The organism is Virgibacillus pantothenticus, from assembly GCF_018075365.1.
Classification (GTDB): domain Bacteria; phylum Bacillota; class Bacilli; order Bacillales; family Amphibacillaceae; genus Virgibacillus; species Virgibacillus pantothenticus.
Genome location: NZ_CP073011.1, coordinates 2,551,923 through 2,568,262 on the forward strand (window position 1 = coordinate 2,551,923; position 16,340 = coordinate 2,568,262).

Annotated in this window: 13 protein-coding genes; all 13 read right to left on the minus strand. The window is 38.4% G+C overall.

The genetic code is table 11. The annotated features are described in order from the left end of the window. A complete protein-coding gene (gene hprK / locus KBP50_RS11975) occupies positions 1 to 936 on the minus strand; it encodes an HPr(Ser) kinase/phosphatase (RefSeq protein ID WP_050352340.1) in 936 nt (311 codons plus the stop codon). A gap of 403 nt (positions 937 to 1,339) precedes the next feature. Further along, positions 1,340 to 1,690, minus strand: a complete 351-nt coding sequence (locus KBP50_RS11980; RefSeq protein WP_082241010.1) for a phage holin family protein — start codon at positions 1,688 to 1,690, stop codon at positions 1,340 to 1,342. 5 nt (positions 1,691 to 1,695) lie between these two features. Beyond that, on the minus strand, positions 1,696 to 1,890 hold the full coding sequence (locus KBP50_RS11985; RefSeq protein WP_050352338.1) for a PspC domain-containing protein: 195 nt from the start codon (positions 1,888 to 1,890) through the stop codon (positions 1,696 to 1,698). Positions 1,891 to 1,941: 51 nt separating this feature from the next. After that, on the minus strand, positions 1,942 to 2,610 hold the full coding sequence (bshB2, locus tag KBP50_RS11990) for a bacillithiol biosynthesis deacetylase BshB2 (RefSeq protein WP_050352337.1): 669 nt from the start codon (positions 2,608 to 2,610) through the stop codon (positions 1,942 to 1,944). 23 nt (positions 2,611 to 2,633) lie between these two features. Further along, positions 2,634 to 2,987 (minus strand): YojF family protein, encoded by a 354-nt coding sequence (locus KBP50_RS11995; protein ID WP_050352336.1) that lies wholly within the window; start codon positions 2,985 to 2,987, stop codon positions 2,634 to 2,636. Next, positions 2,984 to 3,121: a hypothetical protein gene (locus KBP50_RS12000; RefSeq protein WP_156875379.1), complete on the minus strand. Its 138-nt coding sequence runs from the start codon at positions 3,119 to 3,121 to the stop codon at positions 2,984 to 2,986. Before KBP50_RS12000 ends, KBP50_RS11995 begins: the two co-directional genes overlap by 4 nt. Before the next feature lie 209 nt (positions 3,122 to 3,330). Then, positions 3,331 to 6,207 (minus strand): excinuclease ABC subunit UvrA, encoded by a 2,877-nt coding sequence (gene uvrA / locus KBP50_RS12005; RefSeq protein WP_050352335.1) that lies wholly within the window; start codon positions 6,205 to 6,207, stop codon positions 3,331 to 3,333. Between the two features lie 4 nt (positions 6,208 to 6,211). Next, positions 6,212 to 8,194 (minus strand): excinuclease ABC subunit UvrB, encoded by a 1,983-nt coding sequence (gene uvrB, locus KBP50_RS12010; protein ID WP_050352334.1) that lies wholly within the window; start codon positions 8,192 to 8,194, stop codon positions 6,212 to 6,214. Positions 8,195 to 8,992: 798 nt separating this feature from the next. Then, positions 8,993 to 10,123 carry an MGDG synthase family glycosyltransferase gene (locus tag KBP50_RS12015; RefSeq protein WP_050352333.1) on the minus strand — a complete coding sequence of 377 codons (1,131 nt, stop codon included), beginning with the start codon at positions 10,121 to 10,123 and terminating at the stop codon, positions 8,993 to 8,995. Between the two features lie 16 nt (positions 10,124 to 10,139). Then, positions 10,140 to 10,700, minus strand: a complete 561-nt coding sequence (locus KBP50_RS12020; RefSeq protein WP_050352332.1) for a YkoP family protein — start codon at positions 10,698 to 10,700, stop codon at positions 10,140 to 10,142. A gap of 642 nt (positions 10,701 to 11,342) precedes the next feature. Continuing rightward, positions 11,343 to 12,542 (minus strand): PDZ domain-containing protein, encoded by a 1,200-nt coding sequence (locus KBP50_RS12025; RefSeq protein WP_232231227.1) that lies wholly within the window; start codon positions 12,540 to 12,542, stop codon positions 11,343 to 11,345. 247 nt (positions 12,543 to 12,789) lie between these two features. Beyond that, positions 12,790 to 14,241, minus strand: coding sequence for a S41 family peptidase (locus tag KBP50_RS12030; protein ID WP_050352330.1), 1,452 nt, complete (start codon positions 14,239 to 14,241; stop codon positions 12,790 to 12,792). 590 nt (positions 14,242 to 14,831) lie between these two features. Continuing rightward, the gene (locus tag KBP50_RS12035; protein ID WP_050352329.1) at positions 14,832 to 16,262 is read right to left on the minus strand and encodes a murein hydrolase activator EnvC family protein; all 1,431 of its coding nucleotides are present in this window, start codon (positions 16,260 to 16,262) and stop codon (positions 14,832 to 14,834) included. Between the last annotated feature and the right edge of the window lie 78 nt (positions 16,263 to 16,340).

Sequence of the window (16,340 nt, forward strand, 5' to 3'; positions counted from 1 at the left end):
TTACAAGTGATGATCCGTCTCTTGATCAATCATACTTGTTAATCGCTCAGAAAACTCTTCTGCCGCATTGACTCCCATCCGTTTGAGACGAAAATTCATTGCTGCAACTTCAATAATGACAGCTAGATTTCGTCCTGGTCGAACTGGAATCGTCGCTTTTGGTAACTCCACATCCATAATCTTCATCTTGTCTTCATCCAAGCCAAGACGATCATACTGCTTATGTTGATCCCAATTCTCCAAATTGATAATTAGGGAAATTTTTTTATAGTTTCGTACAGATCCTGCTCCAAACAATGTCATTACATTAATGATTCCTAGCCCCCGTATTTCCAGCAAATGCTCGATTAATGGAGGCGAATTCCCAATTAAGCTATCATAATCTTCCTGACGAATTTCTACACTATCATCAGCAACTAGCCGATGCCCCCGCTTTACGAGTTCTAGGGCTGTTTCACTTTTCCCTACTCCACTTTGCCCCATGATAAGCACACCGACTCCATAAACGTCAACGAGAACTCCATGTATAGCAGTAAATGGAGCAAATTTGGCTTCTAGAAAATTGGTTAATCTGCTAATAACTCGCGTTGTTTTTTGTTTAGAATGCAAAATAGGAACGCCTGATTCGTTAGCGGCATCAATCATAACTTGAGGAATTTCCATATTTCTTGTAACTACTATCCCCGGAGTAATATCTGTACATAGTTGATCTACTCGACTGGCTTTTTCCTCGTCACTGAGTTCCAAAAAATAAGCCATTTCTGTTCTTCCTATTAGTTGAAGTCTCTCTTTAGGATAATATTTGAAATAACCTGTCATTTCAATGCCCGGTCGAGAAATATCTCCAGTCGTAATTTCTCTATACAAGCCATCTTTTCCCGCCATTAGTGTTAGATTAAAATTTTCTAGTAAATCTTTTGTGCGAACTGTTGACATTGTTCATTATCCTCCTTGTGCTAAGCGGCAACCTGCTATAAGTAAGCAACTATATTTCACGTAGCGTAACATTACTTTGTTGTATTCTACAAAATATAATGACATTTAGTAAAGAGTGTCAATTTATAATGCTTACCCTTTGCATATGTAATGGAAAACAATTCTTCGCCGTATTTAACGAAGCAAAAGTTTTCTTCATTGTAGCACATCCCGTGTAAAAATCGTAGACAAATATGCCTACGATCCATTAAAACCTTTTTTCCTTAATCAGGTAGGGACAGACTAGTCAACCAAATTTATACATGGTGTTATGTTTTTCGTACATATTAAAAACCAACTCTATCAGCCAAAAGATTTTGTATACTTTCTGCTATATCATTTTTGAAGATGATTCTCCTTCTCTTTACTTAAAAGAGTCTTGCACTAACCGATTTAATAACACATTAATAATCGAAATAATAATCGCAGCCAAAACAGCTGTGCCAAATCCATCGATAACAAAGGAGCTGCCCATTACTGCTTGTGTCATCATAAGCGTAATCGCATTAATAATAAATAGAAAGAGCCCTAAAGTAAGCATGGTAACAGGTAAAGTCAATATAACTAAAATGGGCTTTACAAGGATATTTAAAATCGATAGAATGAGGCTCGCCAACACAGCTGTGCCAAAACCTTCTAAATGAAAAGAATCAAATAGCTGGGCAACGACGATAAGTGCCACGGCGTTCAGGACGATAGATAAAAGCCATCTCATCATGTTTAACGGATCTCCCCTTCAGCTGGAATAATGACCGCAGCAACTAGATAAATAATAGCTACCGTAAAAAAACTCATAAACAATACAACAACAAATAAGAGCCTTAAAATAGTGGGGTCAATACGAAAATACTCTCCTAATCCACCTAATACTCCTGCTACCATCTTATTAGTTTCTGAACGGTATAACCTTTTCATCAACATTGCCTCCATTCATTTAGGATACATAACTTCGTTGTCAAGACTAGATTATTGGAATTTCCAAATATAAAATGTTTCTTTTCCAAATCGAGTTTTCGCTTCTTGTAAAACGTCTGCGCCTAATGCCTTATAGTCCTTTAAATCACCTATAATGCCACCGGCTTGCGATTGATGACATAAGATCGCATCCATTTTCGTTTCAAAATAAGCTTCTACATCATTGATGACATCTGGATCACCTAACTTTTCTTGAAAGCCTCTGGCAAACGCTTGTGCCCAAACAACCGGGCGGTGATCTTCTTCCATCTGCTCGACAGCTTGAATAGCAGCTGCTCCAAGTGCATTATGATCTGGATGTACTGCATAACCAGGATAATGCGTAATAACTAGACTTGGCTTTATTTCTTCTAAAATATGCTGCAAATGGTTAGCTACTTCTGTACGATCTTCAAATTCGATCGTTTTATCTCGATAACCTAGCATCTGTAAATTCATGTCTAACACATCACATGCCTTTTTCAACTCTTGCTTACGAATCTCTGGTAACGTTTCTCGATTGGCAAATGGTGGATTGCCCATATTTCTGCCCATCTCACCAAGCGTTCCACATAAATAAGTCACTGGAATTCCCTGACTACGGAATTCTGCAATGGATCCAGCAGAGCCAAACGATTCATCATCTGGGTGAGGCAATATAACAACAACATGTTTTTCCATTTTTATCACCTGTTTCTTCAAAATTAATAGTCAAATGGCGTTTCACTAATTTGCAATGCTACCATTAATCGTCCTTCACGATCATGTCCAGCAAGTAGAATTTTCGACCCTTCATGGATCGTCCAGTCTGTTAGTCCTTCTGCATAAATCCAGCCATTGTTCGTTTTTAAGCCGACCCGATAAGCGTTTCCTTCTCCTACAATTTTAGCCTGATTATAAGTAATTTGTACATTTCTAACATATGCGCCTACATTATATGCTTTTTCATCTAAATGACTAGCATATGCACCATTTGTCGTTTCTACATGAATATAAACTGTTTGATTTATAAATTTATCCAACCACTGTTGTACTAGTTCGATTTGAATTGGTTTCATTGTGGTTCCTCCCCATTTTCTGCTCCCTTTAGCTTATCGAATGAAACAGAAATGGTCAAAGCATAAACACATGCCGCTTTAGTAACACTGATTTTAGAAAAATCAATCGTTTCTAAACCCAAAGTGGAATACATTTCACTTTCGTGGAAGTAAAGTGCCTCCATTTCCTCAGATGCAAAACATGACTTTCAGTAGGGGCTATTGGCTGTCGAATTTCCAAAAAGAGACACCGCTACATTCAGTATAAAATAGAAGAAACAGCTTTTGTAAATCAATAAGCGTGCTTCAAGCATAGGAAAATTTCCTAAACTTTAACACGCTCTGCTTACTTTTGGATTACATATTACTTTGTTGCTAATTGCTCTTTTCTTTTGATGGAAGCTTCCATCCGCTGCCTATCCCGTTCTAAAACATTTTTTAAATATTTTCCTGTATAGGAATTCTCTTTTTTAGCAATCTGTTCCGGCGTGCCTGTAGCAATAATTTTGCCGCCCCCCGCACCGCCTTCAGGACCAAGATCGATAATATGATCAGCTGTTTTAATAACATCTAAATTGTGCTCAATAATTAAAACCGTATCGCCGTTATCAACCAATCGCTGTAATACATTTAATAAACGACTAATATCATCCACATGCAGCCCAGTAGTTGGCTCATCTAAAATATAAAAAGATTTACCATTGGATCGTCGGTGTAATTCACTTGCAAGCTTAACACGCTGTGCTTCTCCTCCAGATAGAGTTGTTGCTGGCTGGCCGAGCTTGATATAGCCAAGTCCGACGTCAAAAATGGTTTGTAGCTTCCGCTTTATTTTCGGTATATTAGCGAAGAATTCCAGTGCCTCTTCGATGGTTAAACCGAGTACTTCGGAAATATTCTTTCCTTTATACTTCACTTCCAACGTTTCCCGGTTATATCTGCTACCATGGCAAACTTCGCATGGAACATAGACATCTGGAAGGAAGTGCATTTCTATCTTGATAATGCCATCGCCATGACAAGCCTCACAACGACCACCTTTCACGTTAAAACTAAATCGACCCTTCTTATACCCTCGAACTTTCGCTTCATTTGTTTGCGCAAAGACTTCCCGAATATCGTCAAATACTCCTGTATATGTGGCAGGATTTGACCGTGGTGTCCTACCGATTGGTGATTGATCTATATCAATGACCTTTTCAATATGCTCTATTCCGTTTACTTGTTTATGTTTTCCAGGTTTATGCTTTCCGGTGTAAAGCTCTTTAGCTAATGCCTTATATAATATTTCGTTAACTAACGTACTTTTTCCCGAGCCAGATACTCCGGTAACGACGGTCATCAAGCCAATTGGAAATTTCGCTGAAACCTTCTGTAAATTGTTTTCCTCAGCCCCTACCACTTCAATGACACGCTTGTCTTTCTTCCTTCTTTTTGCAGGTAAAGGAATAAATTTCTTACCAGACAGATATTGCCCCGTTAATGACTGTTCATTATCCATGACCTTTTCTGGTGTATCGCTCGCAACAATTTCTCCCCCATGCTCTCCGGCACCTGGTCCGATGTCAATCAGCCAATCAGCAGCCAGCATCGTATCCTCATCATGTTCCACAACAATAAGTGTATTATCAAGATCTCGCATACGTTGCAGCGTTCCAATTAATCTGTCATTATCACGCTGATGTAAACCAATAGAAGGTTCATCGAGCACATAGAGAACTCCTGTTAATGCTGAACCAATTTGCGTCGCCAAGCGTATACGCTGAGCTTCTCCACCAGAGAGGGTTCCTGATGATCGCGACAACGTTAAATAGTCCAAGCCCACATTATTCAAAAACTCCAGTCGATCAGATATCTCTTTTAAGATCATTTTGGCAATTTGTATTTCTTTTTCAGATAAATCTAAGGCTTGGAAAAAGCTTTGCGCTTCTACAATTGAAAAATCAGTCACTTCACTAATGTGTTTGCCATTAATTCGAACTGCTAATGCTTCTTCTTTCAGACGGTATCCTTTACATGTAGGACAGTTCTTTTGCGCCATATATTTTTCTAAATTTTCACGAATGAAATCAGAGCTCGTTTCTTTGTAACGCCTTGCTACATTATGCACGACCCCTTCGAACATAATATGGTTATCACGTACATTTCCAAAGTCATTTACATAGTGGAAATGAATTTTTTCTTTCCCGCTACCATATAAAATTTTGTCCATTTTCTCTTTCGGTATATCCTTCACAGGTATATCCATATCGATATCATAATGATCACAAACACTTTTCAGCAACTGAGGATAATATTGCGAACTGATCGGTTCCCAAGGTGCAAGTGCGTGCTCATTTAATGATTTATCCCAATTGGGGATGACTAGGTCTAAATCGACTTCCAAGTTTGTACCTAATCCATCACAAGTCGGACACGCACCATACGGACTATTAAACGAAAAGAGGCGTGGCTCTAATTCTTCAATGGAAAACCCGCAAATTGGACAAGCGTGATTTTCACTAAATGTAATTTCTTCTTGTCCAATGACATCAACCATGATTTTCCCTTCGCCTAAAGCTAGAGCGGTCTCGATGGAATCACTTAATCGCCCCTCGATCCCTTCCTTCACGACAATCCGATCGATAACGACCTCGACGGAGTGCTTCTTATTCTTCTCTAGCTTAATCTCTTCGGTAACTTCACGCATTTCTTTATCTACGCGAATCCGAACGTAACCTTCTTGCTTTAATTTTTCAAACACCTTAACGTGTTCGCCTTTTCTCCCTGAAACTACCGGAGCTAAAATTTGCATTTTCGTCCGCTCCGGGTACTCCATAATTCGATCTACCATCTGCTCTACTGTTTGTGAAGTAATTTCCACCCCATGTTTCGGGCAGGTTGGGTGCCCGATGCGCGCAAATAATAATCGCAAGTAATCATATATTTCCGTAACTGTTCCAACTGTTGAGCGCGGGTTTTTACTCGTTGTCTTTTGGTCAATAGATATCGCTGGTGAAAGACCTTCAATAGCATCTACATCCGGTTTATCCATTTGTCCTAAAAATTGCCTTGCGTAAGCCGATAAAGATTCTACATACCGCCTTTGTCCTTCTGCATAAATCGTATCAAAAGCGAGCGACGACTTTCCTGAACCAGACAGTCCGGTGAGGACGACCAGCTTGTTCTTTGGTATGTTTACGTCAATGTTTTTTAAATTATGAGCCTTAGCCCCTTGAATCGTAATATATTTACTAGGCATTTGATCACCTTCCTGCTTTCAGTTCAAGTATTATATCTCGAAGTTCAGCTGCTTTTTCAAAATCTAATGCTTTCGCAGCCTCTTTCATTTCTTTTTCCATATTGGCAATGACCTTTTCTTTATCCTGTTTTGCTAGCTTGCTAACGCTTTTCGTTTTACTTTCATAGGTTTCTTGATCCTCAGCTGCAACAGTTGCCCGTATGACATCTCGTACATCTTTCTTAATTGTTGTAGGTGTAATGCCATATTTTTCATTATAGGCTATCTGTTTTTCCCGTCTGCGGTACGTCTCATCAATTGCAACCTGCATCGAGTTGGTCATCTTATCTGCGTACATAATAACCATCCCATTTTCATTACGCGCAGCACGTCCCATTGTCTGAATAAGCGATCGCTCCGAACGTAAAAAACCTTCTTTATCCGCGTCTAATATAGCGACTAACGATACTTCGGGAATATCAAGCCCTTCACGTAATAAGTTTATGCCAATTAGAACATCATATTTGCCAACGCGTAAATCACGAATCAATTCGATTCGTTCCAATGTTTTAATTTCTGAATGTAAGTAGGCAACTTTTATACCCAGCTCTTTTAAATAATCTGTTAAGTCTTCGGACATTTTTTTCGTTAATGTTGTAACAAGCACACGTTCATTTTTCTCCGAACGTATATGGATTTCTCCAATTAAATCATCAATTTGTCCTTCAATTGGTCGTACTTCCACCTCAGGATCCAATAAGCCAGTTGGACGAATAATTTGTTCCGTCATTGTTGGAGAGTGCTCCTGTTCATATGGACCCGGAGTTGCTGAAACATATACGAGTTGGTTGGTTGCTTTTTCGAATTCTTCAAAACGAAGGGGGCGATTATCTAATGCGGATGGCAATCTAAAACCATGATCTACAAGTACTTGTTTCCGAGCCTGGTCCCCATTAAACATACCGCGTATTTGCGGTAATGTGACATGGGACTCATCAATCATAACTAAAAAATCCTCTGGAAAGAAATCAAGTAATGTATATGGTGTTGCCCCCGCTTCTCGTAAAGTAAGATGACGTGAATAATTCTCGATTCCAGAGCAAAATCCCATTTCATGCATCATTTCTAGGTCATATTTTGTTCGCTGCTCTAAACGCTGTGCTTCCAACAATTTGCCTTGGTCACGCAACTCCTTTAAGCGCTCTTCTAATTCCTTTTCAATATTTTTAATGGCCAGCTTTAATTTTTCTTCTCGGGTTACGAAGTGAGATGCCGGAAATATAGCAATATGTTCTCTATCGCCAATAATTTCACCGGTTAGAGCGTCCACCTCACGAATTCGATCGATTTCATCCCCGAAAAATTCGACTCGAATACAGTGTTCTTCTTTAGAAGCTGGAATAATTTCTACCGAATCTCCGCGAACTCGGAAGGTACCGCGTTGGAAATTGATATCATTCCTGGCATATTGAATGTCCACAAGTTCACGTAGCAATTGATCGCGATCCTTTTCCATACCTGTTCGAATAGAAAGCACTTGACTTTTATATTCTTCTGGAGAACCTAAACCATAAATGCACGATACACTTGCTACAATTACAACATCTCGTCGTTCGAACAGTGCAGATGTAGCGGAGTGCCTTAGTTTATCGATCTCATCATTAATGCTCGCATCCTTTTCGATAAACGTATCTGTTGACGGTACATATGCTTCAGGTTGATAGTAATCATAATAACTAACAAAATACTCTATCGCATTATTTGGAAAGAATTCCTTAAACTCACTATATAATTGACCGGCTAATGTTTTATTATGTGCAATCACTAACGTTGGCCGGTTTATCTCTTTAATTACATTGGACATCGTAAAGGTTTTCCCTGTACCAGTTGCACCTAGTAACGTTTGGTGTCTCTGTCCAGCCTTTATTCGCTCCACAATTTCTCTGATCGCATGGGGCTGATCGCCCTTTGGTTCATAGTTGGCAACTAGCTCAAATTTATTTTCCACTAGCTTCTCCTCCGATCCGTCAGTAACTAATACTTATTCTATCATAAATCCTATTTATGTTAACAGAAAAACGAACAGATATTCGATTTTTATTTTAAACATATAGAATCACTAGTCTTTACAGTCATTCCCTTTCCTCCATCGTATAATTCCCTTACGGTTTGATAAAGTGAATCTTCAATCAGAGGGGGGCATTCATCCCCCACGGCTTGTTAGTACCGTAATGGTATGATCTAAAGACTGCTTACGAAATAGGGCATTTAGGTGCTGTTATCTCCCACTTAGCTTTTTGCAGTACAAGATTATCCAACTCCTGAAACGGGATAAAGGAAATATACAATCAACTTATTTTACTCATGATTTTACACTATTTCAAATCAGTGATGGCAAAAACATGAGTAACCATTCCTAATGTCACCAATACCTTCTTCACTGATTAGGGCTTATTAAAAATTTGTGCCTTATTCACAGGTGTAAAATACGCATGCTAAGTTAACTATAGCAATGCTCTGATACATTTTCCCACTAAAATAGGCAGCGCAAACAGGTTTCGCGCTGCGTGCTTTTACCTAGCAATCATTATTTTTTAAGTTTTTAAGTATGCTGAAATCCATGCCCTCGTTTGAATTTTTTCATAAGGAGATAAAGCAATGTTTATGTCCAGAAAAGGGGTAGCTTTACTCGATTGTCTACTTAAACAAACTACAGTTGAAATCATATCCCGCTTGATGTAGCCGTTGGAAAATGTTTATCTTTACCATGAATAAACATCCTTATCCGCCTACATAAAAATATCCTTTAGACCCTGCGCTCCTCCGCTGTTATCTGTTCAATGATGGTTGCAACAGAATCAGTCTCCATATTTTGAAAGTAGCGATTCAGCTGTTTATAAAACTGCTGTTGCTTATGATGATCAGAAAAGTAATCGGCTATTTGCTTTCCAATGGCTTTGTTTTTATCTATTTGTTGTACTAAACCTAAACGTGTTAATTCATGTAAATTAATCCTCTCCTGCCCCGGTAATGCGTCGTAAATAAATAGCGGTTTCCGTTTTATGAGGCACTCACTTACAGTAACACCACCTGGTTTAGTAATAACAGCATCGGCCTGCTCATATAATTGATTTATTCTCTGTTTTGAAGTCAAATATCGTAATGGGGTTATATGACGATCATTTTTGGAAACAAGCTTTTGATATAATTGTTCATTGTGACCACATAATACATATACATGTGTATCTGAGGATAAATGAACCTCTGCCAACAAACGCTCCATACCTCCTGTCCCCAAACTCCCGCCTGATACTAATAATTGGCGGCTCGCCTGTTTACTTTGTTGACTATATGTACAATAAAAGTCAGGATGTATGGGAATACCTGTAACAAAAATCTTATTGTCCTGTACTCCTGATTGCAATAGAAATTGCTTCATAGAGGATGTAGGGACCAAATGGTAGTCAATCCCTGCTATCCCCCACAAAGAATTTACAAAAAAGTCCGTATACACATTCACCGTAATGGCGTGTAACTTTCCTTTTTGTTTTAAAATACTCGCCATATTGGAAGGTAACGCATGTGTAAAAAACAGTATTTTCGGTTCGGATTGTTTCAAGACTTTTTGCAGTACTGGACGAAATAGAGACTCATAATGCCACTGTCTTGTTCTCTTTTCCGCTGCCTGTCTATACACCAAGTACGAATATAATCGATCATACCCTTTAGGAAAGTACTTAATCCATGTCAAATACGTCGAAGACACTAGTTTTTCCAGATTTTTATATCCATGCCCAAATATGTCCACTTTTTCGTAATGGTGGCTTGGGTGTATACTTTTATATTCGGCTATTAAAGCATCTGCTACATGATGGTGTCCACTTGGAATTTGTAAAAAAGGAAGAAATAATGCGTCTAATGGTTGTAGTTGCTTCATTGGTTTCATCCCATCGTCAGTAAATTCGTTTATTTTGATTTCCGTATCTCATTAATAAATTTCCTTTTGACATAAATAAATAAACAGGTTTCATTGTTTTTTTACCCGTTAGGATATTGATAGGAAATAAAGTTGCCTTTTTAAATGTACGATAAAATACATTTTGTAGAGGCTTTTTTTCAAATCCTAGTTTCTCTGCTCCTTTAGACAAGTTTGTAATACCGATAATTCCCTTTACTCTTCCACATTCAGGGTGTGTCTCTATATACGATGCCAAGCTTGGCATCGCTTGTTTTACACTATGATAAATAGTAACAGCTCGTTTTATATCATTGGACTGATTGCACAATTCTTTAAGCAATTTGACATTGTGTAAATGTATTTTGACTAACACGTCATTTTTTTCTACTACTGTTCCATCAGAAAGAATCACTGTTGCCCCTTTATATTTAGTTAATCGAGCTCGCAGTAACGTTCTTTTTTGATTAGGTCCAACAATATACGTTAATCTCGAACAAGCAAAATAAACAGGGTCGATACTCCCCCAGAAATATAATAAGAAATTCCTAATGAACATGAGGTACTCAACTCCAACACTTCTTTTTCTTTACTAGCTTGTATCATTTTTTCAATATTATTACTGTATTAAATATGAGAATAAAAGCACACAGTAATACATGAAGCAGAAATAAGATACCTCCTTACAGAAAAATATATAATAATGGAGTTAAAAACCATCTCCCATATCAATGAACAAAGCATCCTTATCGATGCGTCGTCCCCCATTCCACTATCTTTTAAAATACGAGCCCAAGAACAAAGGCTCGGGGCGCCCGTTTAGCAACGTAGCGAATGGAACGAATCAACTAAAGATTTAGGAATCATGCCACTAAAACCAGGGGTATGCCGACGCCTGAGCGGCAAGCCCGTTTTTAGTCGGCCTTCCCCTTAGCGACGAACCGATGATGACTTATCGTAGGGCGATTCGTGAAGTCGCATCGTTGCTGGGCTCATGCGCTGGACGTGACTATTCGGTTATTTCATTATCCATAAGCACCTAAGTTTATACTTTCTTATTCTTTAAGAAAAACCTGACTTATTTCTGTATTCATATCAGAAATAAATCAGGTTCTAGTAGGTAAAAGATGGAAGCACTCTCCTAGCACAATATTTACTTGTGTATGGGAAGTAACCTTCTTATGCAAAATAACTATCAAGGTTATCCTTCAGCCTCTGCTGTATTATTGATTTGTTTGTTGTGTGGGGGAGAGGTAAAAAATAAACCTAATCCATGATGATCACCTTGATACCATGCCCCTTGTAGCAATTCCACTTCTCCTTCTTTATTGATGATTTCTAGTTTGAAAAATGCTCCACTTGTTTGCAAAGCATGATAGAATGCTTCGAGTTGATTAATTCTTGTGCCATTCACCTTAGTAATAAATGTACCGGCTTTTATCCCCAGGCGATCAGCTGGCGAATCTGGGAGCACAGCGAGCACTTTTAATGCTTGATCTGTTGATTGAAAATAGCCTGCTTTATTTTGTTCTTTTATACGATAACGATAATTTATCAGCTCTCTTCCCAAAATAGCACACAAAACTGCTATAAGCGAAAAAACAGAATAATAAATGCTGCTAAAAGCAAATATACCTACTAATAAACTTAGTAACAATGTAGACCGAGCAAGCTCTGTAGCTGCTATTGAAGGTTCGTGAGCACGTACAATATGATCAAAGCCAAGCAGAAACGGGATAAGAATGAGACTATACGTTTCATCATTCAAAGTAAAATAAGGCCAATAGTCTGCAAAAGGAGTTAGTGAACCTGTTGGGATAAGTGTAAAAAAAGGAATGACAGCCATTTTCTTTAAGTGATGTTGTCCAACCCAGCCCCCTCGCTTACTGAGTGTCAGCTCTGGATAGGTCAAACCCTTTCTTGCACGAAATAACATAATACTTTCTGCAAGCAGCAATATGGCTAATAAACTGGTTAATCCTGAGAAATGAATATTCATACTCATAGAAGAAGGTAGTATGGATTGTAAATCTACCCATTTGGGTACAAACAATAAGATCAAATAGGCTATCCCGATGATATAACTTGCCGATAGTAGACTAAGCCTACCAGTTAGACTGAGCAGGATAGCAACTGCACCCAGAAGCAAAATAACAGGATATGTAAGCACTACACCTACGCCTATCGTATAGGCAGAAATGAACAAGCCCATGATAATGGAAACTCCCCAAGTATATTTCCATTCGGAGAACAAATCATAAACTTTAATGCCGAAATCTTCTCTTTCTCGTTTAATCCGCTTTATTCCTGTAAAAATAATCAATATAAATGCCCAATAAAATAAAGGATTTAAAAATAATCTTCCTATCCCTTTTGCACTTTCCAATAACCATGATTCCAACAAGTTTATCACCTCAGTGCCAAAATTGCATTGCAATAAATTCACAAGCCAAGCCTAACTTTTAACTTTGGCGTCGTTTTTTTAATCATATTTTCTCTGTCTGCTTTGCTACCATCTCGTTTACGTTAATAAAGTGAATCTTCAGGCAAATACTTTTGCTGACATCACTACTATTGCCCGCGTAACGTATAAGTCTATCTGGGAAAAATCCGCGAGGGGTACTCGCGGATTGATTATTGAACATAAATTACTGATACACTTCTTTCAATGCTGTTTCCAGCTGTTGATCATCTTTTCCTTCACGGATGTTATTAATCACTTTCGTTTCAATCAATTTGGCTGTTTTTTCGTCTATATTACCAGATGAGGATAAATCATTATCTTGCTGAAAAGCTTCTACTGCTTTTGCTGTTTTTGCACTAAAATAACCATCTGTACGTCCTGGATCATAACCTAACCCTTTTAGCATCACTTGTATATTTTTAATTTTATCCCCAGTTTGGTCTTGCGTCAATGGATCCTTAATTTGTACAGGGCTTGTATAATAATATGCGGGCTGTTTTTGTTTTACAGTTGGTTCAACACCTTTTTCATGAATCCAATTGCCTTTCGGTGACAACCATTTGGAGAAGGTGAGTTTAATTGTACTTTCATCTCCTAGCGGGACCGCCTGTTGAATGGTTCCTTTACCAAAGCTTGGTTGGCCCACTACATCATAGCCCATTTCTTTCATTGCCACAGCTAATATTTCAGAAGCAGAAGCACTTCCTTCATCAATAAGCACACTAATTGGGTATTCTTTCTTTTGTTTTAAATCAGAGTAATATGGTGTCTTTTTCCCATTTTGATCCTCTACTTGTAAATAAGGCATATCTTCTGGGACAAATTGCTTTAACATATCTTCAACGACATTTAACAGCCCACCAGGATTTCCTCGAACATCAATAACTAAACCTTCAATACCGTCATCTTCCATTTTCTTCAACTGTTCATTAAACTCTTGAGCTGTCCGCTCGGAAAAATTGGTTACTTCCAAAATGCCTGTTTTTTTGCCGTCTACTTTTGTTATCTTACTGTATACCGTTTCTTGTGGAATGGTATCTCTGACTATCGCTACTTTAAATGGGTCAGAAACACCTGATCTGCGAATGGTTAATTCCACCTCGGTTCCTTTTTCTCCCCGTATTTTCGCAACCGATTCGTTTTGGCTAAGCCCTTCTAGGCTTTCGCCATCTACTCTAAGCACTTGATCATTCGGTCTTAATCCTGCCTTTTCCGCCGGAGAATCCTTAACAGGTGCTACAATGGTTAAAACATCTCCCACCTTATTCACTTCTGCTCCAATTCCTTCAAAGGAAGACTCAATCTGTTCATTGAATTTCTTCATTGTTTCTGCATCAAGATAAGAACTGTATGGGTCCTCCAGCGTTGAAAGCATCCCTTGAATAGCACCTTCTGTCAACTGCTTGTCATCAACATCTTCCAAGTAGTTTTCTTTGATTAATTGAAAGGCTTGATCTATTTTTTCTATATTTTCAGGTACGGATTCATTGGATTCTGAATCGCCACTTAAATCAATGGACTGCTGAGCAGCCGGTACTGTCTTCTGGGCTAGTTTCACACCTGCAAAACCACCAACTAGACCAACAGCCAACGCTAGTATAAAAAGCAGTACAATATGTAACTTCCTTAATTTCATTCTTCCACCTCAACTCGTTTAACATTTGAAACTATCTTCCTGCAGCACACACAAATTTCAGCTAAGATTCATTGGCATACTTATAAATTTACCCCTCACTAGCTTAACATATGTTGTAAAAAAATAAGTAATATACCTGTATTCAAATAAAATAGTACATTATTTGCTGTTAGCATTCATTGTAAAAAGATGCATTTCCAATTTAACTCCTTATCCTTTAATACAACGCATAGTAAGCTGATTCAACAAGTGAATCTTTAGTTGCATGAAATAAATGAGATACTTTTCATTTCTACCCATGTTTATGATGTTATTATACATGTTATCAGAACAAAGGCGCAAGCGCCCGTTTAGCAACGAGCGAATGGAACGAATCAACTAAAGAAAAAGAAATCACGGTGAGGCGACGAACCGATGATGACTTATCGTAGGGCGCATTTCTAAAGTCGCATCGTTGCTGGGCTCATGCGCCGGACGTGACTAGTCGGTTATTTCGTTATCTCCAAGCACCTCATTTTATAGGCTATACAATCAAAAAAGACATCAATCGAATCGCATATTGATTGATGTCTTTTCCATATTCTACACAGTTAATTTAATACACTCATTGGGTCAATGGAATTGCTTTTAGCACCATTCCAGCCGCCACGGTGCACTTCAAAATGTAAGTGTGGACCAGTGGATTGTCCCGTGTTGCCACTAGCACCGATCACTTGACCAGCACTTACAGTTTGTCCTTGGCTCACTCCAATACTATTCAAGTGTGCATATAGAGTCGTATAAGATTGTCCATTAATATTGTGCGATACTAAGATAACATTTCCATACCCGGACATACCTGCTTGTGCTTCCGTATTTGTCATAATAACTACCCCAGATGCTGCAGAGCGAACTGGCGTACCTATTGGGGCTCCAAAATCCGTTCCGTGGTGCATTGTTCCCCACCTCGCACCATAATGGGAAGTAATCGGAGCCGAAATAGGATAATTCAACACTCCTCCGTTATTTTGTGGTGCTGGAGTTGAACCCGTATTTGATCCTGATCCTGATCCCGATTCGGATCCTGATTCTTGATTAGGACTTGGAGTATTATTAGCAGCTGGAGAATTACTTGGCTTGGAAGGAGAAGCTTTTTGTTCTGCTTGTTGCTTTTCTCTCTCTCTAGCTAACTGCTCTAGTTCACTTTTCTCTGACTGAGCAAGCTGTTTTGCTTTTTCAGCTGCTTCCGCTTGCCGCGCTAATATTTCCTGCTCTTCTTCCACACTTACTTTATATGCTTCCAATTCTTCATGTTCATCTTTCAAACTAGCCATTAATGTTTCTTTTTTCGATAGCTGATTATCCAACTGCCCTTTTAATGCAACTAAATCTTGTTTTTGATTTTGTAAAGACTGCTTCTTCTGTTCAACTTCAGTCTTTTTATTTTCTACATCGATTTTGTTTTTTTCCACCGCTACTTTATCAGCTTGGTGCTGTTCCATAATCGATTTATCTTGATCCATAATCGTATTTACAGCGGAAGAGCGACTAATAAAATCGCCGAAGCTTTTAGATCCTAAAATTACTTCTATGTATTTCATTCCGCCACCGTTTTGCTGGATGTTGCGAAGGCGATCCTTTAATAACGCTTCACGCTTTTTAATACGTTCTTTTAATAAAGCAATTTCCTTCTTTAATTGTTCAATTTGTGTTGTCAACTCTTCTACTTGTTGGTTCGTCTTGGTTATCTCCGTTTCCTTTGTACTGATTTGTTTTAAAGTTGCTTGCAAGTCAGTGTCAATAGAGTTGATTTCTTTTTCTACGGAATCTTGTTTATCTAGGTTTTTATTAATCTTTTTATCTGTTTGTTGAGAGTCACTCTGTAAATTATTTCGTTTTTGTTCAAGCTCTTTTTGTTGCTGTTGTAACTCATCAATTTTTTTATTTAAATCATCTGTCGATTGTGCGGAAATTGAAGTTGTTGATAATGTGATAGTTGAAGCTGCAACAATGGTTGACAATAGGACTGGAAACTTTCTCATTGTTTGTTCACCTTTCCCTCCGTAGTTTTGTATGTTACACACCGTAGAGATGTCAGAGACACCTCTACCAACTGTGTT